Source organism: Candidatus Rokuibacteriota bacterium, from assembly GCA_016209385.1.
In the GTDB taxonomy this organism is placed as follows: Bacteria; Methylomirabilota; Methylomirabilia; order Rokubacteriales; family CSP1-6; genus JACQWB01.
Map to the genome: position 1 here is coordinate 1 of JACQWB010000226.1, position 23,055 is coordinate 23,055.

Sequence of the window (23,055 nt, forward strand, 5' to 3'; positions counted from 1 at the left end):
GGTCACCGGGGTCAGGAGCGCGCCGATCAGCACCAGGAGGATCGCGGCGTAGGTCGGGAAGAACGCCGTCCAGAGCACTGGCTGGGTGAACTTCGGCATCGGCGTGACCGCTGCGGCATAGATGACAGCCGCCGCCACCGCGGCCCAGAAAGGCCCGGTCCACACCCCCAGGAAGTTGGGCGTAACGCGGGCGTAGTAGCCCAGGACGGTAACACTGATCGCGACCCCGGCGAGGGCGAAGATCGTCACACCCCAGATGTTGAGGCGCATCTTGTAGAGCAGGTGGCCGACGATGATCCCGGTGGCGAAAATGCCCATGTCCGCCGCGAACGTTCCGGGGAAGACGTTCCAGTACCGGGAGATCGGGAAGAGGAACGCGATGACCCCGAGGGCGAGGTAGAACATCAGGAACGCGAGCAAGGTCGTTCGCGCCTCGGGATGGACCAGGGTGTGGGTGATGGGCCCGAAGGAGCGCCCCTCGTTCCGGACCGAGACCATCATCGCCCCGTAGTCCTGAAGCCAGCCGATGAAGAAGTTACCCAGGATGATCCACGCTAGGGCAGGAGCCCAGCCGAAGTGGAGAGCGATGAAGGGGCCGAGGATGGGGCCGAGAGCCGTGATGCTCTTGAACTGGAAGCCCCAGAGTACATACTTGTTGACCGGAAAGTACTCCACCCCGTCCGCATACATGTGGGCCGGAGTGGTCCGACGGGGGTCTGGAGCCCAAACCGTCCGATCGTACCACTTCCCGTACACCTTGTAGGCGATCAGGTAAGCGGCCAACGTAAGGACCACGAACCAGAACGGTGTCATGATGTCCCCCTTTCTGTTGGTCTTTGCTCGCCTATCGGCCTAGCTCATGCCTTCGCCACGGCTACCCCGCCGGGCCTCCATCCGGGGACTGTCGCGGCTCTCACGTCGGCTTCCTGCCTCCGCCCCTGCCCCCTCGCCGGCTCAATCATGAGCCCGAAGAGCGTCCTCCGCAAGACCTAGCACGGCCGGCGGGCGCGCGGGGCTTCGGTGCGTTGTGGGAGGTCGGGAATCCCGAGGGGGGAATGAGCGGGGAACATCCGCGCCGCCGTTGGCGCTCCGAGGATGGCGGCTCTGAGGCGAAGGCATCCATCCACCCCCTTCGGCTCGACTGTCAACAGGCCGACGCATCCGTCGGGTCCCGGGTCGTCAACACGGTCCGGGACAGAACGGAAGATCCCACGGGGCATTTCCCGCAGGCCAACCCGCTCCGGCTGGATATTAGTACCAAATCGAGTAGAGACGCAAGACTTTTCGAAGGCTTCTGTGTCCTGATTCACATCGGCCCTGCCGGGGGCTCCTTCCCAGGCCGCCAGGTCCGGCCTACTCCATGAGGTAGAGGGGAGCCTTCAGAAGGGCGAGGCCCGGTGCGAGGGATGGGGTGCCTACCCACCCGAGCTGGTTTCTCAGGAGGTCGAGCAGCGAGAAGCGGCGCCGCGGGAGGATGAGCTTCGGTCGCTCGGGGAGCCCCGCGAGCGCCGCGGCCCCCTCGATCGCCTCATCCAAGCCGCCCAGCGCGTCCAGCATCTTCAGTTCTTTCGCCTTCTGACCGGACACGATCCGCCCATCGGCGAAGCCCAGGACCGCCTCGCGGTCGAGTCCCCGGCCCTGCGCGACCGCGTTCACAAACTGGTTGTACACGTCGTCGAGGAGCACCTGGAGGATCTTTCGCTCCTCCGCGGTCATCGTCCGCGCGAAGTTGCCCAAGTCTTTGTACTGGCCGGACTTCACGACGACGTAGTCCACGCCGACCTTCTTGAGGAGCGCCTCCACGTTGGCCATCTGCATGACCACGCCGATCGACCCGGTCAGGGTTCCCGGGTTCGCGTAGATCCGATCGGCCGCTGTGGCGATGTAGTACCCGCCCGAAGCGGCCACCGATCCCAGCGAGGCGACCACCGGTTTGCCGGCCTTCCGGAGGCGCTGGACGGCCGCGTGGATCTCCTGCGTCGGCGCCACGACACCGCCGGGGCTGTTGATGCGCAGCACCACCGCCCGGACCCGTGGATTCTCCTGGTGCTCCCGGAGCTCCCGCACCGCCGATTGCGATTCGAGGATGATCCCTTCGAGTTCCACGATCGCGACACGCTGCCCGCCGGGAAGGCCGGGCCCCTCGATCAGGACCAGGAGAACCCAGATCCCGAGGAAGAACAGGGCGAGAAGGCCACCGATGGCGCCGAGCGCAATGGCAAAGGCACGCTTCCGGGAGGCCATGGCCTATGCTTCTTCCTCCTCGTCTCCGAGGTCGGTGCGGCCCTTCTTGCGCCGTCGCCGGTCCCGATGGTCGCGCGAGTCCACGGGCTCGACCTGAGCCGCCAACTCCTTCAGCGAGAGGCCAATACGCCGCTCCTGGGGCTCGACCCGGATGACCATCAGCGTCAGCTCGTCGCCGACGTTGACGATGTCCTCCGGCCGGCTCACTGGGCGGGACGACATCTGGGAGATGTGCAGGAGCCCGTCCACCCCGGGCTCGAGCTCGACAAAGGCGCCGAAGTCGGCGAGACGGACGACCTTGCCGCGGACCCGGGTCCCCATCGGGTAGCGCTCCGCCACGGTCTCCCAGGGATCGGGCTGGAGCTGCTTCAGGCCCAGCGAGATGCGCTTGGCGTCGCGGTCGACGCTGAGGATCAGCGCCTCGACGGCCTGCCCCTTCTTGAGGACTTCGGACGGGTGGCCGATGTTTCGCGTCCAGGACAGGTCCGAGATGTGCAGGAGCCCGTCCACCCCCGGCTCGAGCTCGACGAAGGCGCCGAAGTCGGTGAGGTTCCTGACCTTCCCCTGCACGCGCGTGCCGGCGCTGTAGCGCTGGTCGATCGTCGCCCAGGGGTCCGGCTCGACCTGCTTCATCCCCAGCGAGATGCGCTTGTGCGCCTTGTTGACGTCGAGCACCACCACGTCCACTTGATCGCCGACGTTGACGATCTTGGACGGGTGGCCGACGCGGCGCGTCCAGGACATCTCGGAGACGTGGACCAGCCCCTCCACGCCCGCCTCGAGCTCGACGAAGGCGCCGTAGTTGGTGAGACTCACCACCTTGCCGGTCACCTTGGCCCCGACCGGATACTTCGTGTCGACCACGGTCCACGGGTCGGAGGTCTTCTGTTTGTAGCCCAAGGAAACCCGGCCCGTTTCCCGGTCGAAATGCAGCACGACGACCTCCACCTGGTCGCCGACCTGGAAGATCTCCGAGGGGTGGCCGACCCGGCCCCAGGACATGTCGGTCACGTGCAGGAGGCCGTCGACGCCCCCGAGATCGATGAAGGCGCCGTAGTCGGTGATGTTCTTGACGGTGCCGGTGCACACCATCCCCTCGTGGAGAACCGCGAGCGTCTGTTTCCTGCGGTCCTCTCGGTCGTCTTCGAGCACGGCCCGGCGGGAGAGCACCACGTTCCCCCGGCGGCGGTTCAGCTTGATGACCTTGGCGCGGATCGTCTGGCCCACGAACGCGGCCAGATTCTTCACCGGGCGGAGGTCCACCTGCGACCCGGGCAGGAACGCCTTCACCCCAACGTCGACCGACAGGCCTCCCTTGACCACCTCGACCACGCGCCCTTCCACCGGCGCGCCGTGCTCGTAGGCGTGCGAGATACTGTCCCAGACCTTGATCTTGTCTGCCTTCTCTTTGGACAGGACGATGAAGCCCTCGGCATCCTCCTTGGCCTCCAGGTACACCTCGATCTCGTCGCCGATCCGGGGGACGGTACCGGCGCGGTGGAATTCCTCGATCGGAATCATCCCCTCGCTCTTGTACCCGACGTCCACGAGCACCTCGCCGTCCCCCACCTGGACGATCCGGCCACGGAGGACCTCGCCCTCCTCAAAGTCGGTGAACGCGTCGCGGAACCAGTCCTCCATGCGCTCTTCGGGCTCCGGGTTGTGCTTCTGGGGAGCGGTGCGCCTCGCCACCTCCTTCCGAGTCTCCCCCTCCTCGCGGGCCCCGCTCGCGTTCCCCGCGAGGGTTGTCGGCTGCTTCGCGTCGCTCTCCATTCCCTCCGAACCTCCTTGTCTATGATCGCCCGGAGCTGGTCTCCGGGTGCAGCATCAGTCGATGGTCGTGTCAGGTCAGCGTCAGGCCGTCCGGGCTGTCGCCTCCCAGCTCGGCTCGGCCCCGGCGTCTCGCACGCGGGCGATGGCGTTCATGATCTGCCGGCTCGCCTCCCGGTAGCGCTCCTTCTGTCCCCGTGCTCCCTCGCCGGCGAAGGCGAGTGGCGGCCCGAAGCTCACCCGGATCTTTCCCGGACGCGGGAACCACCCCCCGCGGGGGAGCACCCGGCCCGAGCCCGCGATGTACGCCGGGACCACCGGGGCGCCGCTCAGGACGGCGAGCATCCCGGCCCCGGGCTTCGCTTCCCCGAGCGTCCCCTCCTCGCCCCGCGTCCCCTCGGGAAAGACGAGCAGGGCGGCGCCGGACTCCAGGACCCGGAGCGCGACGCGGAGCGCGGCAGGATCCGCGCCTCCCCGCCGGACCGGCCGCGCGTGGAGCCTCGAGATCAGCCCGCCGAAGAAGGGGATCGAGAACAACTCCGCCTTCGCCAGGAAGTGCAGCGGTCGGGGAGCAGCCACGCCGATGATCGGCGGATCGAGCACGCTCGCATGATTGGCCGCGATCAGCACCGGCCCCGTCGGCGGGATGTGTCCCGTTCCCCGGGCTTCGATCCGGAACAAGAGGCGCGCCAGCACGAACACGAACGTTTTCACGATCCGGTAGAGCACTCGACCCTCCGCACGACCTCAAGCATCTGCGTCACGACTTGGTCGACCGATTTTCCCGTCGAGTCGATCACGACCGCCCCCGGGGGAACCACGAGGGGCGCCAGCGCGCGACCCCGATCCTGGAGGTCCCGCTGGGCGATCTCCTCGCGGACTTCCGGGAGGCTCCGGCGCGTCCCGCGCCCCTCGAGCTCGCGCCGGCGCCGCTCGGCGCGAACGACCTCGGCGGCGTCCAGGTAGAACTTCACGTCTGCGTCGGGGCAGACGACGCTGCCGGTGTCGCGACCTTCGAGCACGACGCCGCCGCGGGCCGCGAGACGCCGCTGGATCGGCGTCACCGTGTCCCTGACCGTCTTCAGCGCGGTCAGCCGTGAGGTGAGCTCGCCGACCTCCGGAGCCCGGATTTCCTCGCTCACGTCCCGGCCATCGAGCAGGACGCGCTCACCCCGGAGCTCCACGGTAGTCCGCTCCAGGAGGGCGCTGAGCGCTGGGCCATCCACCGGCGCCAGGCCTGCCCGCATGACCCGGAGGGCCAGCGCTCGGTACATGGCTCCCGTGTCGATGAGCTGGAAGCCCAGGCGCCCGGCCAGCTCCCGCGCCACGATGCTCTTTCCTGCCGCCGCGGGGCCGTCGATCGTGACCACCGGCGTTCTGGGGCGCGCCCGGCTCCCGCGGCGGGTCGCGGCGAGAGGTCCACGGCGTTTTCCCTGGACCGCCTTCGCCCGCCGGCTCGCGGTCATGGTGCTGTCGTCACGCACGCGTCACCAGTGAGCGTCCGGAGCGTCGAAACGAAGTCGGGGAACGAGGTCGCGATGCAGGCGGTGTCCTCGATGACGGTCTCTCCCTCGGCCCGGAGCCCGGCGATCGCCAGAGCCATGGCGATGCGGTGGTCGCCGTGACTGCTGACCCGCGCGCCGGACAGCCGGGCGCCGCCCCGAATGACAAAGCCATCCTCCCGCTCCTCGATCCAGACGCCGAGCTTCCCCAGCTCCGATGTCAGCGTCGAAACCCGGTCGGACTCCTTGACGCGAAGCTCTCGGGCCCCGCTCACTTCGGTCACGCCCTCGGCCGCGGCGGCGGCCACCGCGAGGACCGGCAACTCGTCGATGAGCCGAGGGACCCGCGAGCCCTCGACCCGCACGCCCCGAAGCCGGCTGCTCCGGACGGTCAGGGTCGCCGTCGGCTCGCCCTCGCTCGCCAGCTCGGCCACTCGGACGTCGGCGCCCATTTCCCTCAAAGCGTCGAGAAGCCCGGTGCGGGTCGGGTTCATCCCGACCCCTCGAATCGTCAGCTCGCTGTCGGGGACGACGCATGCGGCCACGAGGAAGAACGCCGCGGAGGAGAAGTCGCCGGGGACCTGGAGCCGCTGGCCCCTCAGCTCGCCTTCGGGGAAGAGCGTCACGGTGTGGGCGTCTCGCTCGATCCGCGCCCCGAAGCTCGAAAGCATCCGCTCGGTGTGATCCCGCGACTGCTCCGGTTCCTCCACCGTGACCGGCGCATCCGCTGCGACCCCGGCCAGGAGCAGCGCCGACTTCACCTGTGCCGACGCCACGGAGAGCCGGTAACGCCCCCCGCGGAGCGGACGGCCGCCGCGGATCGCTAGCGGAAGGCGCGCTCCGTCCTGGCGCCCGACAACGGTCGCCCCCATCTCGCGGAGCGGGCGGGCCACCCGCTCCATCGGGCGCCGGCGGAGGGAGTCGTCCCCGCTGAGCACGCTCCAGAAGGGCTGGCTGGCCAGGAGCCCGAGGAGCAGGCGCGCCGACGTGCCCGAGTTCCCGCAGTCCAGGACACCGTCGGGCTCCTGAAAGCCTTGGAGCCCAACTCCGTCGATCCGGTACCGCCCCGGTTCCTTCCGAGTGACTTCGACCCCGAGCGCCTGGAGGGCGCGGAGCGTGTTCAGGCAGTCCTCGGCTTCGAGGAAGCCCGACACCTCCGTCGGCCCGGAGGCGAGGGCGCCGACGAGTGCCGCGCGGTGCGAGACGGACTTATCCCCGGCGACCCGGATGGCCCCGGTGAGACCGCGCGCCTGACGCACCACGAGCTGAGTCACGGGAACTCCTTCGATTCGGGACTCATCGCGCGACCCTCAGAGACCCTGCCGGGCGGCCCGGATCCGGCCAAGGGCCGCTTCGAGTCGAGAGGCGTCGCCGGCGGCGATGAGGCGTTCCAGGTCGGCCAGCGCGGCGCGGAACGCCACCAGCGACTGGGCGAGCGCCTCGCGGTTTCCGAGGAAGATGTCGCGCCAGATCCTCGGGTCTGAGGCCGCGATGCGCGTGGTGTCGGCGAAGCCACGCCCGGCGAAGCCAACCGCCGCGGGATCCGAGCGAAGCACCGCATCGACCAGCGCGAACGCGAGCAAGTGCGGCAGGTGGCTGACCATTCCGACCACGCGGTCGTGGAGCTCGGGGTCCAGAATCACCACGCGGCCGCCGAGGGCCTGCCAGAACTCCGAGACCCGCTTCACGGCGCCCGCGTCGCTGGCCTCGGTCGGGGTCAGGATCACGGTCGCCCCGACAAACAGGTCAGCCCGGGCCTGACCGTACCCGCTCTGCTCCGAGCCCGCCATCGGGTGACCACCGACGAACGCCAGCGGACGGGAGACGGCCAACGCCTCGGCCACGCTCACGATGCGCCCTTTCGTGCTCCCCACGTCCGTGACGGTTGCGTCCGGATCCGCCACGCGCCAGACGTCCGGGAGCAGCGCTTCGATCGTGGCCACCGGGGTAGCGAGCAGGACGACGTCGACACCCCGCACCCCCTCGCCGACGTCGACGGTGGCGCGGTCCACGACACCGTCGGCCACCGCGCGCGCCAGCGCGTCGGGCCGTCGGCCGATCGCCACGATCTCCCGCGCCACTCCCCGCCGCCGTGCGGCCAGGGCTGCCGATCCGCCGAGCAGCCCGAGCCCGACCACGGCGAGCCGACGGATCATGAGCGGCGGACCTCGCCGAGCACTTTTCTGAGCGCCTTGACGAGCCGGCGGTTCTCCTCCGGGGTCCCCACCGTGATGCGCAGCGCCGTCTCCATGCCGAAGCTCGTCAGCGGGCGAACGATGACGCCCTCGCGCAGCAGCCGCTGGTAGATCTCGGTGGCGTTTTGCCCCACGTCGACCAGGATGAAGTTGGCTCGGGAGGGAACCGCGGAGATCCCCATCGAGGCGAACTCGTCGTACAGGTACGCCTTCCCCGCCTCGTTGAGACGCAGGCACTCGAGGACGTGGGCGTCGTCTTCGAGGGCCGCCAGCGCCGCCACCTGCGCCAGCGAGTTGACGTTGAACGGCTGGCGGATCCGGTGGAGCAGGGCCACCGCGTCGGGATCCGCGATCCCGTACCCCAGCCGCAACCCGGCCAGGCTCGCCGCCTTCGAGAACGTCCGGAGGATGACGACCTTCCGTCCCTGCCGCATGCAGCCCAGCGAGTCGGGGAAGTCCGGCCCCTGGGCGAACGCCATGTAGGCCTCGTCGAACACCACGATGACGCTCTCGGGAGTCCGATCCATGAAGGCGGCCACCTCGTCGCGGGTGACGATGGTGGCGGTCGGGTTGTTGGGATTTGCGATGAACACGAGCTTGGTCAGCGGCGTGACCGCCCGGGCCATGGCGTCGAGGTCGAGCCGGTGCTCCTTCAGCGTGACGACGACCCGGATGCCACCGGCTGCCTGAACGATCATCGGGTAGACGACGAAGGAGGGGTGCGGGATCACCGCCTCCTCCCCCGGCCGCAAGAACGCGCGGACGACCAGCTCGATGAGCTCGTTCGAGCCGTTGCCCAGGACGATATGGTCGGGGCTGACGCCGTGGTGACGGGCGAGGGCCTGGCGCAGGTAGAAGCCGCTCCCGTCCGGGTAGCGGTTGAGCTGGCCGAGGGCCGCCATAATCGCCTTCTGCACCCGCTCGGAGGGGGGCAACGGGTTCTCGTTGGACGCGAGCTAGATGGCGTCGGAGATCCCCAGCTCCCGCTCGAGCTCCTCGATCGGTTTGCCGGGCTCGTAGGGGGCAATCCCCAGGATGTGTTCGTTGGCCAGGGACTCCCAGGATGTGGACATGGATCACTCCTTAGGCGGCCGGATAGGACCCGAGAAACTTGAGAAAGAGGCATCGCTCGCGGACGTCGGCGAGCGCGGCCTGAACGGGAGGGGCGACCTGGTGCCCCTCGAAGTCCACGAAGAAGACGTACTCCCACGGGCGACGCTTGGTCGGTCGCGATTCGATCTTGGTCAGGTTGAGCCCGTGACGGGCAAAGGGCTCGAGGAACTTGGCCAGGGCCCCCACCTCGTGCTTGATCGAGCAGAGGATCGAGGTCTTATCTTTCCCCGACGGCGGCATCACGCGCTGTCCGAGCACCAGGAAGCGGGTCGAGTTGGACGAGTTGTCCTCGATCCGGGTCTGGAGGACGGGGAGGCTGTAGAGGCGGGCCGCGAGCTCCGAGGCGATGGCCGCCACTGTCGGGTCGGCCGCGGCGCGCTCGGCGGCCACCGCCGTGGAAGAGACTTCCGCCGTTCCGGCCTCGGGCAGGTTGACGGCCAGCCACTGCCGGCACTGCGCGAGGGCCTGGGGGTGGGAGCATACAGTCCGGACAGCGGCGAGATCCAGCGCTCGGGACAGCAGGTGATGGGTGATCTCGAGGAGGATCTCGCCCGCGATCAGGACGTTTGAGTCGATCAGCCGGTCGAGGGTCAGGTTGACCGAGCCCTCAGTGGAATTCTCGACCGGCACCACGCCGAACTCGGCCTGGCCTTTTTCGACCGCATCGAAGATCTCGCCGATGCTCAACCTGGGGGCGAAGTGCGCCGAGGATCCGAACCGCAGGGTGGCTGCCTGATGGGTGAACGTGGCCGGAGGGCCGAGGTACGCGACTTGGAGCGGCTGTTCCAGCGCCCGTGACGCCGACAGGATCTCCCGCCAGACGGCCCTGATCCCGTCGGCCGAGTACGGCCCGGAGTTCAGCCTCAGGAGCCGATCGATGATCTCCGACTCACGCTCCGGGACATAGTACGGGAGCTCCTGCTCCCGCTTGAGCTCTCCGATCCGGAGGGCCGCGGCTGCGCGCTGGTTGAGGAGGCTGAGGATCTGCTGGTCGAGGTCATTGATCCTGGAACGCCATTCGTCCAGGTCCATAGAAGCTCCTGACCCTGCTGACTATCCACACAACCAAGTCATCTTACTAGAATCCTCCCGGGTGCGCAAGGCCGTCAACCCTCGGGGATAGCCCGCAGACGCCGGACCTCCTCGGCGGTCAGCGGCCGCACGGCTCCCTGCGCGAGGCGGCCCAGGCGCAGCGGGCCGAACTCGACGCGGCGAAGCCGCACCACCCGATGGCCCAGCGCCGCGCAGAAGCGCTTCACCTCGCGGTAGCGCCCCTCGGTGAAGGTGAGCCTGAGCCAGCTCGTCGTCCGTGTGTGACGGAGGAGGCCGACCTCAGTGGGCCTGGCCACGCCATCTTCGAGGAGCGTACCCCGGCGGAAGTAGTCGAGCTCGTCAGCGCCCACGCGGCCTTCGACCTCGGCCTCGTAGACCCGCGGGACTCCGAACCGCGGATGGAGCAGACGATTGGCGAGCTGGCCATCGTTGGTCAGCAAGAGGAGTCCTTCGCAGTCGAAATCGAGCCGTCCGACCGGAAAGACCCGCCCCTGCTTCCCCCGGACGAGGTCGAGCACAACCGGGCGCCGTTGCGGGTCCTGGCGCGTGGTCACGTAACCCGGGGGCTTGTGGAGGAGCAGGTAGCGCTTCGGTTCGGGGGGCGGGATCGGCGTGCCGTCCACCACGATCCGGTCGCGGTACGGGTCGGCCAGTGCGCCGGGCGTCGTGACCACCTTCCCGTTCACGGTCACTCGCCCCTCGGCGATGAGCCGCTCGCTACCCCGACGGGAGGCTAGCCCCGCCTGAGCCAGGACTTTCTGGAGGCGCATCGCCTGCGACCGATGGACCCGCTGCGGGGGCGGTCCCGGCCTCGCCGCCCGAGCCGGGCTCTCCCGGCCTCGCCTGCACCTTCGGCAGGTCAACCAGGTCCCGGAGCCCGAAGGCGACGAGGAACTCGCGCGTCGTCTCGTACAGGAACGGACGGCCCGGCGCGTCCTTCCGCCCCGCGATCCGGATCATCCGCCGGTCGAGGAGGCTCTCAAGGACCGCCTCCGAGTTGACCCCGCGGATCGAGTCGATCTCGGGGCGGGAGACCGGCTGCCGGTAGGCGACGATGGCGAGCGCTTCGAGGGCTGACCGGGAGAGGCGCGCGCGGCTCCGGCTTCGCGCCAGGCGCAGGAGCCAGGGCGCCAGCTCCGGCCGGGTCACCATCCTGAAGCCTCCGCCGACCTCGACGATGCTGAGCCCTCGCGAGTCGGCGTCGTAGCGGGCCTTCAGCTCCTCCACCAGCGCTCGCGCCTCGGCGGCCTCGCCGAGCTCGAGCACCTCGCGGATCCGCTCGGCCTCGACCGGGCTGTCGGAGGCGAACAGGAGCGCCTCAACGATCTGGATCGGATCAGGCATCGGGCTTGTCCCCCCCGCCTCGCTCGATGACGATCTCCCCGAACGGTTCGCGCTGCTGGGCGCGAGCCTGCCCCAGGCGGACCAGCTCGAGCAGCGCGAGCAGTGTCACCACCAGTTCCGAGCGCGCACCCACTTCGTGGGTACCCGGGCCGCCCACGAGCGACGAGAACAGGAGCGACCAGGTGTGGCGGAGCAGCGAGAGGATCTCGGCCATCCGCTCCAGGACCGAGAGCGGGCTCGCCTCGACTTCGCGCAGTCCGGCCTCGCGCCGGGACTCGAGCAAGCTCCGGTACGCCTGCTCGAGGAAGTGGACGGAGAGGTCCTCCAGGGGGATCTCATCGGGCGGCGGCAACTCGCTTCCCGGCCGGCCGAAGAGGCGAGCCTGCTCGGCCTCGCGCTCGGCGAGCCAGGCCCCGAGCTCGCGGACCCGCGCGTACTCGCGGACCCGCTGCTCGAGCTCCTGTCTCAGGAGCTCGCCTTCCTCGTCGAGGGCCTCCTCCTCGCCCTCGGTGGGCGGCAGCAGGAGCTTGGACTTGAGGTAGATGAGGGTCGCTGCGACCACCATGAAGGCGCCCGCCGTCTCCAGATCCTGGAACCGGACGGCCTCCAGGTGTGACAGGTACTGATCGGTGATGGTCCTGATCGGGAGGCGGGAGAGGTCGATCTCGCTCGTCCGGCAGAGGTGGAGCAGGAGGTCGAGCGGCCCCTCGAACGTCTCGACCCGGACCGTGAGCCCGTCGGTCGCGGTCGCCGCGCCTAGCGTCTCCTCCCCGCCCGATCGACCCTGCGTCACGGCTCGATCCCCACGGCGCGCCGCACCTCTTCCATCGTGGCGCGCGCGACAGCGCGGGCCCGTTTTGCGCCGTCGTGGAGGATCTCGAGCACCTCGGCCGGCTTCTGGGCGTAGTGCTCGCGGCGCTCGCGGATGTCTGCGAGAGGCGGGAGGAGATGCCGCAGCAACACCCCCTTGCAGTCCAAACAGCCGATCCCGGCCGTCCGGCACCCCGTCGCGCAGGCTTCACGCTCCGGGGCCGGGGTGAAGATCCTGTGGAGGTCGAACACCGGGCAGACCTCGGGGTTTCCCGGATCGCTCCGGCGCTTCCGGGCCGGATCGGTCATCATCGTGTTGATCTTCGGCGTGACGACGTCGGGCGGGTCGGAGAGGTAGATGCAGTTGTCGTAGCTCTTGGACATCTTGCGCCCATCGGTCCCCGGCACCTTCGGGATCTCCGTCAGCTTGGCGTCGGGCTCGGGGAACACCGGACCGAAAGCGTTGTTGAAGCGCCGGGCAATCTCGCGGGTCAGCTCGATGTGGGGGAGCTGGTCGACCCCGACGGGGACGTACCTGGCCTTGTAGATCAGGATGTCGGCGGCCTGGAGCAACGGGTACCCCAGGAGCCCGTAGGACGGGGACTCGATGCCGAGCTGCTCCACCATCTCTTTGTAGGTCGGGACGCGCTCGAGCCGGGCGACGGGCGTAACCATCGAGAAGAGCAGGTGGAGCTCCGCGTGCTCGGGGACCAGTGACTGGACGAAGAGCGTGGAGCGGTCCGGGTCAAGCCCCGCCCCGAGCCAGTCAGCGGCCATCTCGATGGTCGCCGCGGGAATCTCCGACGTCCCGGCGTAGTCGGTGGTCAGCGCGTGCCAGTTGGCCACGAAGAAGAAGCAGTCGAACTCGGCCTGGAGCTTGACCCAGTTGTCGAGCGCGCCGAGGTAGTTGCCGAGATGGACTTTGCCGGTGGGACGCATCCCGGACAGGACCCGATCCGCCGACACGATCACCCTGCGCTCCTCCCCCGCTCCCGCTGGAACTCCCACACCTTGGCCGTACGCAGAAAGACGTACTGGGCGTAGAGGGCAGCCAGGACCAGCCCCCGCCAGCCGTCGAGGAACCCGCCCTTGAGCGCGTACATCGACACGAACCGACCCAGCGGGCGCGTGATCAGGTCGAGGGGCCGGACCCGTTGGCCGCTGGCGAGCCACTGCCGCGCCGCGAGGGTGGAGTAACGGTTGGCCCGCTCGACGAACTGCTCCAGGTCCCGGTAGCTCTCGTGCAGGAGCGGATGGGCCAGGCGGCCGACGCTCCCCTGCACCCGGATGGACTCGTGGACGGCGTGCTCCACGAAGCGACCCCGGCCGCGCCGGAACAGCCGCATCTGCCAGTCCGGGTAGAGCCCGCCGTGACGGACCCACGCGCCCCAGAAGACGTTCTTCCGCGCGACCGCGTACCCGTCCGCGGGGCCGTCGGCCTCCAGCACCCGCTCGATCTCGGCGTGGAGCTCGGGCGTCACGCGCTCGTCGGCATCGAGCGAGAGCGCCCAGGCGTGCGTCGTCTGGTCCAGCGCGAAGTTCTTCTGGGGAGCGAACCCGGGCCAGGGCCGCACCCAAACCCGATCGGTGAACTCGCGCGCGATCTGGACGGTCTTGTCCGTGGACTCGGCGTCGACCACGACGATCTCCGATGCCCAGGCCACGCTCTCCAGGCAGGCGCGGAGACGCTCCGCCTCGTTCCAGGTGATGATGGTGACGGAGAGCTGGCTCACGCCCGCCCTCCCGCGGCGCTCGCCGAAGAGGCCAGCAGGTCGCTGACCGCACCGAGGACCGCCTCAGGCTCGAGCGACGCCATGCGGCCGTCCGGGCTCTCGAGCACCCGGCAGTGGCCGCCGTAGGGCCCGTTCCGCGCACCGGACGTGGGCCCGTAGAGCCCGACGCACGGCGTGCCCAGGGCTGCCGCCAGATGGAGCGGGCCGGTGTCCGCCGCCAGGACGAGGACCGCCCGTCGCAGGAACGCGGCGAGCTCATCGAGCGTGGTCCGCGGCGCGAGCAGCGGGGACGTGGGGAGCCCGCGGCTGACGCTCGCCGCCAGAGGTTCCTCACCCGGGCCCCACAGCACCAGCAGCCGCACGCCGGCTTCCACGGCGAGGCCCTCGGCCAGGCGGCGCCAGTGGCCTTGCGGCCAGCGCTTCTCGGGGCGCCCCGCGCCCACGTTGAGCGCCACCAGGCGATCGGACGGCTTCACCCCGCGATCGGTCAGGAACGCGTCGACCCAGCGTTCGGCGTCCGGGCTCAGGGGGATGGTGAAGACGGGGCGGCGATCGGTGATTCCCAGCGGGCCGAGCAGTGCCAGGTACTGCTCGACGACATGGACCGCCTCCAGCGGCGGAACGACGCGACGGTTGGTGAACAGCGCGTTCATCGGCTCCCGCAGGTGGCTCGGTCCGAAGCCGATCCGGAGCGGCGCGCGGGTCCAGGCGGCGAGGATCCCGCTCTTGATGAGCCCCTGGAGGTCGAGCGCGACGTCGAGGCGAGCCATCCCGAGCTGGCGAAGGATCTCTCCGATCTCACGCGCTGTGCCGGGTCTCCAGAAGCGCCGCCGCCAGCGCCGGGTGTCGACGGCGACGACAGCGTCGAGGTCGGGGTGATTGACGAGGAGCCGGGCCTCGCGCGCCTCGGCGACCCACGTGAGGTGCGCACGAGGGAAGTGCCGGCGGAGGGCGTGGGCGACAGGGAGGGCGTGGATGACGTCCCCGAGGGAGGAGAGCTTGAGGATGCCGATCCTCATGGCTTTCCGCCAAACTCCCGCACGATGACCGCGATCAGCTCCCGGACGGAGTGCACCTTGGCGTCTCCGACGATGGCCACGCGACCGCCGCCCTGCCGGACGGCCTCGAGCTCCGGGACCGACTCCTCCGTGTAGTCGGTCCCTTTGGCGTGGACGTCAGGCCTGAGCCGCGCCACCACGCGATCGACGGTGTCGTCGTCGAACGCGACCACGTAGTCCACGCAGCCGAGGGCGGCGAGGATCTCCGCCCGCTCCGCCTCGTTAGTCAGGGGGCGGCCCGGCCCCTTGATGCGGCGGACCGAGGCGTCCGAGTTGATCGCGACGATCAGGACCTCGCCGAGCGCTTTGGCCGCCTGGAGGTACCGGACGTGACCGACGTGCAGGAGATCGAAGCAGCCGTTGGCGAGAACGAGGCGCTGTCCCTGGCTCCGGAGCTGCACGGCGAGGCGCTCGGCTTCCTCAAGGCTCACGCGGTGCGCCATCGTTCCCGAGCGCTCGGAGGAGGTCGGCCTTGACGATCGGCGTGGTACCCCGCTTCATCACGACGACGCCCCCCGCCACGTTGGCGAGCCACGCCGCGTCGAGCGGACTGCTCCCGCTGGCGAGCGCCAGCGTGAAGGTGCTGATCACGGTGTCCCCGGCGCCAGTCACGTCGGCGATCTCGTCGCTCCCGTGGATGGGCAGGAACGTGACAGGGCCGTCTCGCTCGAGCAGCACCATGCCGCGGCTCCCTCGCGTGATGAGGAGGTACCGGCAATCGAGCTGCTGGAGGAGCTGCCGCCCAGCCTTCTCGACCGACGGGTCGTCGTCCAGGACCGCTCCGGTGAGCTGCTCGACCTCGGGTTCGTTGGGAGTCGCGGCCGTGAGGCCGCGGAAGCGCAGGAGATCGTAGCGGCTGTCGACGCTCACGACAGCGCCGCGCCGCCTCCCGATCGCCTGGGCCTGGGCCCAGAGACCGTCGCTCACCGTCCGGTAGCCGTAGTCGGAGACGAGAATCGCATCGGCCCCCGGTCCCCACGCGGCCAGGCGGCTCGCCAGCCCGTCCTCGACGCGCCCGTCGAGCGGTTCCTGAGGCTCCCGGTCGACTCTGACCACCTGCTGACGGGTCGACTGGTAACCGCCGGCCATGATCCGGGTCTTTACGGGCGTGGGGCGGCCGCGCGTCCTCACGATCCCTTCGCTCGTGACCCCCAGCGAGCGGAACAGGGCGAGGACCTCGTCGCCCGCAGCATCGGTCCCGAGGACACCGACGGGAATGACCCGCGCGCCGAGCCCGAGAATGTTGTGGCAAGCGTTGGCGGCCCCCCCGAGCCGGACATCCCGGGATTGAAAGCGGAGGATCAGCACCGGGGCTTCGCGGGAGATCCGCGCGGGCTTCCCGTAGACGTACTCGTCGGCGATCAGGTCCCCGAGGACGAGCACCGTTTTCCCCTCGAACCGATCAGCGACAGTCCTGAGGCGCTGGAGAGAGACCGTCACGCGCGGCTCCGCCGGAGAATGCCCAACTCGTGGTGACCAACACGCGCGCGACGCCTCGTCAACATCGCCCCGCAGTGTAAACCCAACGATGTGAATTTTCAACGGAAATTCCCCGGCTTCAGGCCTGGAACCCGCGCGGCCGGAGCGCTCGGGAGACCGACGCGTGTCAGAGGGTCCGGTACAGCTCGGCGAAGGCCTGGACCTGGGCGGTGAACGTGAACGGCTTGACGGCTTCGCGCGCGCGGGCGGTGATCGCGACCGGGTCGGCGTCCCTGAGCGCTTCGAGTCCGTCCGCGATGGCGCTCGGATCTTCGGGATCCCCCAATATCCAGCCGATCTCGCCGTGCCGGATTATTTCGGCGCCACCGCTTCGGGCGCTGGCCAGGACGGGGAGCCCGGACGCGAGGGCCTCAAGGTGGACGTTCCCGAACGGCTCGTAGAGCGAGGGGAGCGCCACCAGGTCGGCCGCCGCATAGAAGCGCTCGATATCGGGGCGCGGACCGGCCCAGATCACGCGGCTCGCCACGCCCAGTCGTTCGCCAAGGGCCCGATACGGTCGGCTGCTCCCCTTACCCACCACGAGCAACCGGGCGTCGCGATCGCGGAGCCGGGCGAACCCCTCGATCAACGGCCCCAGGCCCTTGCGCTCGAATCCCGAGCCGACCATGAGGACGAGCCAGGCGCCGCGGGGAATCCCGAGCCTGTCGCGGAGCTCCGGGCCGAAGCGCGCGCGGCCGGCGGGGTGGAAGCGGTTCTGGTCCACGCCATTGTAGATCACCGTGAGCCGCGAGTCGGGGACGCCGTAGAACTGCCGGATCTCCTGCGCGCCCCGGCGCGAGATGGCGACGATCCAGCGGGTGGCGTTGCTCGCGAAGATCCTGCGCTCGAGGGCCAGGAGCACGAGGTGCGCGGGGTTGGCCTTGAGGGCGAGCCGCCCGGCGCCTCGGCGGCGCCGCGCCTTGACCGCGAGGTAGGCCCGATGACAACCCTCGCCCGCCCGGTAAACGTGCTGAAAGAGGCTCCGCTCGTGACTCTGAACCACGTCCACACGCACCCGTCTCACCGCGGCGCTGGCGGCGAGGGCGAGGGAGAGGTGACGCGCGGCCGACGGAGCCGGGATCACCGGCAACCGGTGGTGCGTGACCCCCGGGATCTCGAGCTGGCCTGGAGGACTGAACAGGTGCAGGTCGTAGCCCTGGTGGACGAACTCCCGGACCAGCCCGGCGGTCGCAGTCTCCAGGCCTCCGTAGAACGAAAACGGACGGCAGACGATGGCGACCCTCATGCTTCCCGGGCCAGCGTGCGCTCGATCAGCGGCAGGAGGACGCGGCGGGCAACCGCGAAGCTGTACCGTTCCTCGGCGCGGGCCCGGGCGCGGCGACCCAGCGCCGACGCTTCTTCGGGATGGTCGAGCAGAAAGGCGAGGGCCTGGGCCAGCGCGTCCGGATCGCCCGGTTCCACGAGCAGACCGCAGCCGTCCAGGATCTCGGGGATCATCGAGACCCGCGTGGAGACGATCGGCCGGCCCAGCGCTATGGCATCGAAGAGCTTGGCGGGGACCTGGGCCAGGCTGTCGGAGCTGCGACGCTGGGGAACGGCCACCACGTCGGCCGCCTCCAGGTAGTGCGGAACTTCGACGAACGGGATCGCCCGCACACACCTGAGCGCCGGCGTACGCGACGCGAGGCGGCGTGCGGGAGGACTGTCGGGATCGGTCCCCACGAGCGCCAGGATCACGTCGGGGCGGCCAAGCCGCCCGAGCGCCTCGGCGAGGTCGTCGAGCCCCTTGTGGTCGCGGGGCGTGCCCAGGAACATGACGACTTTCTCGCCTCGCACCTCGAGGCGGCGGCGCGCCGGCGAAGGGTCATGCTTCCCCGGGCGCCAGGCCTCGGTGTCTCTGACGTGAGGGATCAGGGACCCTCCGAAGCGGGCCTCGAGAAATCGGGACGCCACCGTCCGCACGCTGACCCGTCCCACCAAGCGCTCCATCAGCCACGTCCACGGAAGGCCGTTGGGGTTGGCGAGGTTGAGGAAGCGCCCGACCCGTCCCCACAGACCGGCGCGATAGTAGAAGCCGACCTCCCAGTCGTCGATGTCCAGGATCAACGGACGCCGCGCCAGCGCGCGTTTCACGAGCCCCACCCCGAAGCTGGTCGGCCGAGGCTTGGACGCGTAGACCAGGTCTCCGTCGGCAAGCGCGAGGAGCTCGGGAAGCCGGGTCACGAAGCGCGGGTACCGTGAGCCGGCCACACTCCGATAGCGGATCGGGCCGTCCTGGACGGGAGGCCAGAGGCCACCGCCGAAGCACGGCCCCACGACCTCGACCTCGTAGCGCGGGGCCAGGAGCCGCGCCAGGAGGTCGGCTCGCCCCGCCGCGTTGCTCGAGAGGTCGAAGCAGAGGATCGAGACCTTCACGGGCCTGGGAGCCGGACGAGCCGCGCGTAGTGGGCGACCAGACTCTGCGCCACGCGCGCCCCCGAGTAGCGCTCCTCGACCAACCGGCGGCCTGCCACGCCGAGGGCTTGACGCAGCCGCTCGTCCCCGAGCAACCGGCCGATCGCCGCGGCCAGCGCGCCTGGATCCCCGGCAGGGACGAGCAACGCGTCGCGCCCGTCCGTCAGGACTTCCGGGACGATCCCTACCCGGCTCGCGATCAGCGCGCGGGCCGTTGCCAGATACTCGAAGACCACCCTCCCCATTCCGTCGGACTCGAGCGGCACGTAGAGGGCGACGTCGATGGCGCCCACGACCTGAGGGAGGTCCGGGGCGAACCCGACGAAGCTGAACTGGGCGTCGAGACCGGCCCGCCGGATCCCCTCTCGAATGAGGGTCTTCTGCGATCCCTCTCCAACGACTAGGACGTGCGGGCGAACTCCCGTGGCTCCCAGGCGAGCCAGCGCCTCGACCACTACCTGGTGCCCCTTCATGACGCGGAGCCCGCCGGCAATGCCGAGCAGCGGCTCGTCGGGGCGGAGCCCGAGGGCTGCACGGACGGGCCGGTCGTCCGCGCCGGGACGGAACCGCCTGTCGTCAACGCCGCCCGGAAGCGTCACCGCACGTTCCGGTGTGAGCAGACCCGAAGCCACGTACTGGCGGGCGATCGCGTGGGTCACCGTGATGACCAGGTCGGTTGCCGCGCCGTAGAGCCAGCGGTTGGCGGCGTGGGGTCGCACGACGCGGACGATATGCCGGGTTCGCACGAGTGGCCGCGGCGAGCGCGACACGCGGTTGGCCAGAGCCGCCAGCCAGTGCTCCTTTCCGCGGTGAACGTGGACCACATCCACCTCGGGGAGCCAGCGGACGAGGCGGGTCACGTCCCGCGTGTCGGCGGCAGGCCTGAGGCCGCGCGTGAGCGCAAGGGTCTCGATGCGCTTGACCCCGAGCCCTCGCGCCCGCCTGAGAACGCGCTCCTCCGTGCCGGCCCGACCGCAGAAAATCGCCTGGTGCCCCGCCCGTTCGAGCTCGTGGACCGCCCGCGCCGCCCAGTACGCGTCGGAGCTCCACCCGCGACAGCTCACCACGTGGAGGACCCGGAGGGATCTCACGAGTTTCCGGAGGCGCGACGGGCGAGGACCGCGTGGTAGGCGCCTTCGACGACCCTCACAGCCTGCTCGGGGTGGAAGTCGCGCTCCGCCCGGAGCCGGCCCGCCGTCCCCATCCTGCGCGCGCGCTCCGGGTCGCGGAGGATTTCGGCGAGCGCCCGGGTCACGCTCTCGGGCCGGTCGTCGGGAATCAGCAGGCCGGTCTCGCCGTCCGCGATGGTCTCGGGGAGCGCGCTCACGCGGCGGGCGACGACCGGCTTTCCCGCGGCCATGGCCTCGAGCGCCGCGCGGCAGGACTCGTCCGAGCCGCCTCCCATGAGGACGAAGCAGTCCAGCGCCGCGAGCACCTGGGGTAGGTCGCTATCGCGATAGCCGATGAAGAGGATCCGGTCGCCCAGGCCGAGCTCGCCGACCAGGCGCTGCAGTCGAGGCCTCGCCTCCCCCTTGCCGACGACGAGGAGACGTGCCTCGGGGACCTGGCGGAGGAGCAGGCGGAACCCCTCGATCAGGAGCTCGTGACCGCGGTTTGGGGCGAGCCGGGCGACGGAGCCTATCACCGGCGCATCGCCGAGACCAAGCTCGTCACGGATCGCTTTGCCGCTCACGATCGGGGAGAAGCGCCCGAGGTCGACGGCGCCGGGCAGGAACCAGACTTGGCTCGGCTCGAACCCGACCTCCGTGCTCCGGGCTTGAATCTGCCGGCTGACGGCGAAGACCCCGTCGGTCCACCGACGGAGCAGCGAAAAGGGCCAACCGGACCTTACGGCCCTGAGGACGTGGAAGGTGCGGAGGAGGGCAGCCCGGCCCCGGGTGAGGGCGCCGAGCCAGTGGTCGTGGGAGTGGTGACAGTGGACGATCTGGACACCCTCCCGGGCGACGAGCCGGCGGAGCCGCCGGAGATCCCTGACGAGCGGGATCGGCTGAAACCGCGGATCGAGGGAGAGATCGCCGAGCAGCGCGATCCCGGCTTCACGGGCCTTGGCCTCGAAGCGGTCACCGTGCACGGCGCCGAGGAGGACCCGGTGGCCGCGCGCCTTCAATTCCTGAAGGAGCCGGAGGGTTGGGTCAGCGCTCCCGGTCCACCAGCGGTTGGCGACAAGGTGGAGGATCGTCAGCGGTGCCACGCGGCCAGAAGCTCGTCGTAGAGCGCGACCATCCGGTCGACGGTTCGAGCGCGTGAGAAGCGGGCCTCGACCAGCTCCCGCCCCGCCTTGGCGCGGCGGCGGGCGAGCTCGGGCTCTCTGAGCGTCGCCAGGAGGGCAGCGGCGAGCCGCTGCGGATCGCCAGAGGGGACCAGGAGCCCCGTCACCTCGTGCTCCAGGACCTCCGGCACGCCGCCCACCGACGAGGCGACGACGGGGATCTCGGTCGCAAGCGCCTGGAGCAGCGACTGGGGGACTCCCTCGGTCCTGACGGAGGCGAGGACGAAGCAATCCAGCGCGCGGAGGAGGTCGGGGACGTCGGGACGAAACCCGGTGAACATGACCGCCCGGGAGAGCTTCCGTTCGCCCACGAGGCTCTCCACCCACGCTCGTCTGATCCCGTCGCCGACCAGGAGAAGCCGTGCTGTCGGGAACTCCCTGAGAACTATCTCGAAGGCCTCCAGGAGGTACTGGTGGCCTTTGGAGCCCCTGAACATGGCCACCGAGCCGATGACCGGAGACGTCAGCCCGAGTTCGACGCGGACGCGCTCCCCGCCCGGGCCAGGGGTGAAGTCGTTGAGGTCCACGCCCGCTGGCACCGCGATGACCTTGGCCGCGCTGACGCCAGCGGTGACCAGGAGCCGGCGGATCGTTTCCCCGCTCGTGACGACGCGGTCGGCGAGGAGCGAGTACACGGGATTCCACCTGCCGCGAATCGAGATCGAAACGTGCCGGCTCCTCACCACGGGGACCCCGCTCACCCTGGCCGCCATTCCCCCGAGCCACGCGTCCACCGAGCTGTGGGTGTGGACCAGGGACAGTCGCTCGCGCCTGATCACAGCCGCGAGCCGGGCCACGGCAGCCACGTCCCACGGGCCGCGCATCGGCACGGCGACCACCGGGATCCCGCTACGACCGGCCTCGGCAAGGATGGGGCTCTGAGGCTGCCCGGCGATGAGGACGCGCCAGCCCCGATCACCGAGCCAGCGCGCCTCGGTCAGGATGCGGACCTCCTGCCCTCCCCACCCCACGGACGACTCGGTGTGGAGAACGTTACTCACGCGCGCGTCCCCGACAGCACCACCACGGCCGCCGCCACCTCGCCAACGCCGATCCCGCGCATACACGGATGGTCGATGGGACAGACCGGGAGGAAGCACGGGGCGCATTTCACGTCCTTCGCGAGCACGATGACCCGCGCGCCGCGAGGCGCCGTGAGACGAGGATCCGTCGGGCCGAACAGCACGACGACCCCGGCTCCCACCGCGGCCGCGAGCTGAGCCACACCGGTGTCGCCGGCGACGAGGACTTCCAGGCGGGACAAGAGGCACGGCAGCAGCGCCGGCCGGTCGCGCGCGACCAGCGAGGCTACCGGCATCGGGGCATGCCTCAGCACGTCCGCCGCGACTCCGAGATCGGCGCCGGATCCCAAAAGCACGGGCACGAACCCCCGGCGCCCCAGCTCGGAGCCGAGCGACGCCCAGCGCTCGACCGGCCAGAGCTTGGAGGTTCCGAAGGCCGCGCCCAGGTGAAGCCCGACGAGCCGGTCGCTCGGGCCCGCGCCGAGGTCGCGGAACAGGCGCGAGACCTCCGCGTCCTCCGGTCCCGCGCCCAGGATCCACCGCGGGGTGTTCTCGGAAGCGTCCAGCTCGAACGCCTTCAGCAGCTCGATGTATTCGTCCACCTGATGCCGCCGCGGCGCGGGGTGCGGAAGCGAATGGGTGAGGAGCCGGGCGCGTCCGTCGGTCGCGAAGCCGACCCGGCGCGCCGCACCCCAGCTCCAGGCCGCCAGAGCTGATTCCAGCGAGTTGGGGAGGATCAACGCCGTGTCGGCTCGCACCGAGCGGAGCGCACGCGTGAGGCTGAGCCGGCGGGCGAAGCTTCTCGGATACGCGACCACACGGTCGGCCACGCCCTGATCGGCGAAGAGCCCCGCCCAGGGCCCGACGAGGGTGATCTGCCCCTGCGGCACGCCCGCCCGGAGCGCCTTGAGCGCCGGCAGCGCCATCACGCTGTCGCCGAGCCAGTTCGGGGCGCGGACCACCAGCGTGCGGACTTCTCCGGGATCGATCGTGTTCATATCGTGCCCAGGCCCGGCCGCGAGCCGTC

Annotated in this window: 22 protein-coding genes and 1 pseudogene; all 23 read right to left on the reverse strand. The window is 70.1% G+C overall.

Features of this window, described 5'->3' with window-relative positions:
* On the reverse strand, positions 1 to 813 hold an 813-nt coding region (locus tag HY726_16845; GenBank protein MBI4610665.1), incomplete at its 3' end, for a carbon starvation protein A.
* Positions 814 to 1,353: 540 nt separating this feature from the next.
* Entirely contained in the window at positions 1,354 to 2,244 is an 891-nt protein-coding gene (sppA, locus tag HY726_16850; protein MBI4610666.1) for a signal peptide peptidase SppA, read from the reverse strand.
* Between the two features lie 3 nt (positions 2,245 to 2,247).
* Entirely contained in the window at positions 2,248 to 3,885 is a 1,638-nt protein-coding gene (locus HY726_16855; GenBank protein ID MBI4610667.1) for a 30S ribosomal protein S1, read from the reverse strand.
* A gap of 213 nt (positions 3,886 to 4,098) precedes the next feature.
* Positions 4,099 to 4,743, reverse strand: coding sequence for a 1-acyl-sn-glycerol-3-phosphate acyltransferase (locus HY726_16860; protein ID MBI4610668.1), 645 nt, complete (start codon positions 4,741 to 4,743; stop codon positions 4,099 to 4,101).
* Positions 4,725 to 5,480 carry a (d)CMP kinase gene (locus HY726_16865; protein ID MBI4610669.1) on the reverse strand — a complete coding sequence of 252 codons (756 nt, stop codon included), beginning with the start codon at positions 5,478 to 5,480 and terminating at the stop codon, positions 4,725 to 4,727. Before HY726_16865 ends, HY726_16860 begins: the two co-directional genes overlap by 19 nt.
* On the reverse strand, positions 5,477 to 6,790 hold the full coding sequence (gene aroA, locus HY726_16870; protein ID MBI4610670.1) for a 3-phosphoshikimate 1-carboxyvinyltransferase: 1,314 nt from the start codon (positions 6,788 to 6,790) through the stop codon (positions 5,477 to 5,479). The genes HY726_16865 and aroA overlap by 4 nt, the downstream gene beginning before the upstream one ends.
* 36 nt (positions 6,791 to 6,826) lie before the next feature.
* A complete protein-coding gene (locus tag HY726_16875) occupies positions 6,827 to 7,672 on the reverse strand; it encodes a prephenate dehydrogenase/arogenate dehydrogenase family protein (GenBank protein ID MBI4610671.1) in 846 nt (281 codons plus the stop codon).
* Positions 7,669 to 8,784 (reverse strand): annotated as a pseudogene (locus HY726_16880) (histidinol-phosphate transaminase). The gene HY726_16875 and the pseudogene HY726_16880 overlap by 4 nt, the downstream one beginning before the upstream one ends.
* Before the next feature lie 10 nt (positions 8,785 to 8,794).
* Positions 8,795 to 9,856: a prephenate dehydratase gene (gene pheA, locus HY726_16885; GenBank protein MBI4610672.1), complete on the reverse strand. Its 1,062-nt coding sequence runs from the start codon at positions 9,854 to 9,856 to the stop codon at positions 8,795 to 8,797.
* Positions 9,857 to 9,930: 74 nt separating this feature from the next.
* Complete coding sequence (locus HY726_16890) at positions 9,931 to 10,647, reverse strand: rRNA pseudouridine synthase (protein ID MBI4610673.1); 717 nt, start codon at positions 10,645 to 10,647, stop codon at positions 9,931 to 9,933.
* Complete coding sequence (gene scpB, locus HY726_16895) at positions 10,595 to 11,221, reverse strand: SMC-Scp complex subunit ScpB (GenBank protein ID MBI4610674.1); 627 nt, start codon at positions 11,219 to 11,221, stop codon at positions 10,595 to 10,597. Before scpB ends, HY726_16890 begins: the two co-directional genes overlap by 53 nt.
* On the reverse strand, positions 11,214 to 12,014 hold the full coding sequence (locus HY726_16900; protein ID MBI4610675.1) for a segregation/condensation protein A: 801 nt from the start codon (positions 12,012 to 12,014) through the stop codon (positions 11,214 to 11,216). The genes scpB and HY726_16900 overlap by 8 nt, the downstream gene beginning before the upstream one ends.
* On the reverse strand, positions 12,011 to 12,997 hold the full coding sequence (gene trpS, locus HY726_16905) for a tryptophan--tRNA ligase (protein ID MBI4610676.1): 987 nt from the start codon (positions 12,995 to 12,997) through the stop codon (positions 12,011 to 12,013). The genes HY726_16900 and trpS overlap by 4 nt, the downstream gene beginning before the upstream one ends.
* 2 nt (positions 12,998 to 12,999) lie before the next feature.
* The gene (locus HY726_16910; protein MBI4610677.1) at positions 13,000 to 13,764 is read right to left on the reverse strand and encodes a glycosyltransferase family 2 protein; all 765 of its coding nucleotides are present in this window, start codon (positions 13,762 to 13,764) and stop codon (positions 13,000 to 13,002) included.
* Positions 13,761 to 14,783, reverse strand: a complete 1,023-nt coding sequence (gene waaC / locus HY726_16915) for a lipopolysaccharide heptosyltransferase I (protein MBI4610678.1) — start codon at positions 14,781 to 14,783, stop codon at positions 13,761 to 13,763. Before waaC ends, HY726_16910 begins: the two co-directional genes overlap by 4 nt.
* The gene (locus tag HY726_16920; GenBank protein MBI4610679.1) at positions 14,780 to 15,265 is read right to left on the reverse strand and encodes an adenylyltransferase/cytidyltransferase family protein; all 486 of its coding nucleotides are present in this window, start codon (positions 15,263 to 15,265) and stop codon (positions 14,780 to 14,782) included. The genes waaC and HY726_16920 overlap by 4 nt, the downstream gene beginning before the upstream one ends.
* The gene (locus HY726_16925; protein MBI4610680.1) at positions 15,243 to 16,262 is read right to left on the reverse strand and encodes a bifunctional hydroxymethylpyrimidine kinase/phosphomethylpyrimidine kinase; all 1,020 of its coding nucleotides are present in this window, start codon (positions 16,260 to 16,262) and stop codon (positions 15,243 to 15,245) included. The genes HY726_16920 and HY726_16925 overlap by 23 nt, the downstream gene beginning before the upstream one ends.
* A gap of 166 nt (positions 16,263 to 16,428) precedes the next feature.
* Positions 16,429 to 17,547: a glycosyltransferase family 4 protein gene (locus HY726_16930; protein MBI4610681.1), complete on the reverse strand. Its 1,119-nt coding sequence runs from the start codon at positions 17,545 to 17,547 to the stop codon at positions 16,429 to 16,431.
* Positions 17,544 to 18,677: a glycosyltransferase gene (locus tag HY726_16935; protein ID MBI4610682.1), complete on the reverse strand. Its 1,134-nt coding sequence runs from the start codon at positions 18,675 to 18,677 to the stop codon at positions 17,544 to 17,546. Before HY726_16935 ends, HY726_16930 begins: the two co-directional genes overlap by 4 nt.
* A complete protein-coding gene (locus tag HY726_16940) occupies positions 18,674 to 19,807 on the reverse strand; it encodes a glycosyltransferase family 4 protein (GenBank protein MBI4610683.1) in 1,134 nt (377 codons plus the stop codon). Before HY726_16940 ends, HY726_16935 begins: the two co-directional genes overlap by 4 nt.
* A complete protein-coding gene (locus HY726_16945; protein MBI4610684.1) occupies positions 19,804 to 20,928 on the reverse strand; it encodes a glycosyltransferase family 4 protein in 1,125 nt (374 codons plus the stop codon). Before HY726_16945 ends, HY726_16940 begins: the two co-directional genes overlap by 4 nt.
* Positions 20,916 to 22,007 (reverse strand): glycosyltransferase family 4 protein, encoded by a 1,092-nt coding sequence (locus HY726_16950; protein ID MBI4610685.1) that lies wholly within the window; start codon positions 22,005 to 22,007, stop codon positions 20,916 to 20,918. The genes HY726_16945 and HY726_16950 overlap by 13 nt, the downstream gene beginning before the upstream one ends.
* Positions 22,004 to 23,026 (reverse strand): glycosyltransferase family 9 protein, encoded by a 1,023-nt coding sequence (locus tag HY726_16955; protein ID MBI4610686.1) that lies wholly within the window; start codon positions 23,024 to 23,026, stop codon positions 22,004 to 22,006. The genes HY726_16950 and HY726_16955 overlap by 4 nt, the downstream gene beginning before the upstream one ends.
* Between the last annotated feature and the right edge of the window lie 29 nt (positions 23,027 to 23,055).

Excerpts from the sequence above, each read along its gene's own strand:
- HY726_16920 (MBI4610679.1), bottom strand. The coding sequence starts at position 15,265 with ATGGCGCACCGCGTGAGCCTTGAGGAAGCCGAGCGCCTCGCCGTGCAG.
- HY726_16875 (MBI4610671.1), bottom strand. The coding sequence starts at position 7,672 with ATGATCCGTCGGCTCGCCGTGGTCGGGCTCGGGCTGCTCGGCGGATCG.
- waaC (MBI4610678.1), bottom strand. The coding sequence starts at position 14,783 with ATGAGGATCGGCATCCTCAAGCTCTCCTCCCTCGGGGACGTCATCCAC.
- HY726_16855 (MBI4610667.1), bottom strand. The coding sequence starts at position 3,885 with ATGGAGGACTGGTTCCGCGACGCGTTCACCGACTTTGAGGAGGGCGAG.
- pheA (MBI4610672.1), bottom strand. The coding sequence starts at position 9,856 with ATGGACCTGGACGAATGGCGTTCCAGGATCAATGACCTCGACCAGCAG.
- HY726_16955 (MBI4610686.1), bottom strand. The coding sequence starts at position 23,026 with ATGAACACGATCGATCCCGGAGAAGTCCGCACGCTGGTGGTCCGCGCC.
- scpB (MBI4610674.1), bottom strand. The coding sequence starts at position 11,221 with ATGCCTGATCCGATCCAGATCGTTGAGGCGCTCCTGTTCGCCTCCGAC.
- sppA (MBI4610666.1), bottom strand. The coding sequence starts at position 2,244 with ATGGCCTCCCGGAAGCGTGCCTTTGCCATTGCGCTCGGCGCCATCGGT.
- HY726_16890 (MBI4610673.1), bottom strand. The coding sequence starts at position 10,647 with ATGCGCCTCCAGAAAGTCCTGGCTCAGGCGGGGCTAGCCTCCCGTCGG.
- HY726_16930 (MBI4610681.1), bottom strand. The coding sequence starts at position 17,547 with ATGAGGGTCGCCATCGTCTGCCGTCCGTTTTCGTTCTACGGAGGCCTG.
- HY726_16865 (MBI4610669.1), bottom strand. The coding sequence starts at position 5,480 with ATGACCGCGAGCCGGCGGGCGAAGGCGGTCCAGGGAAAACGCCGTGGA.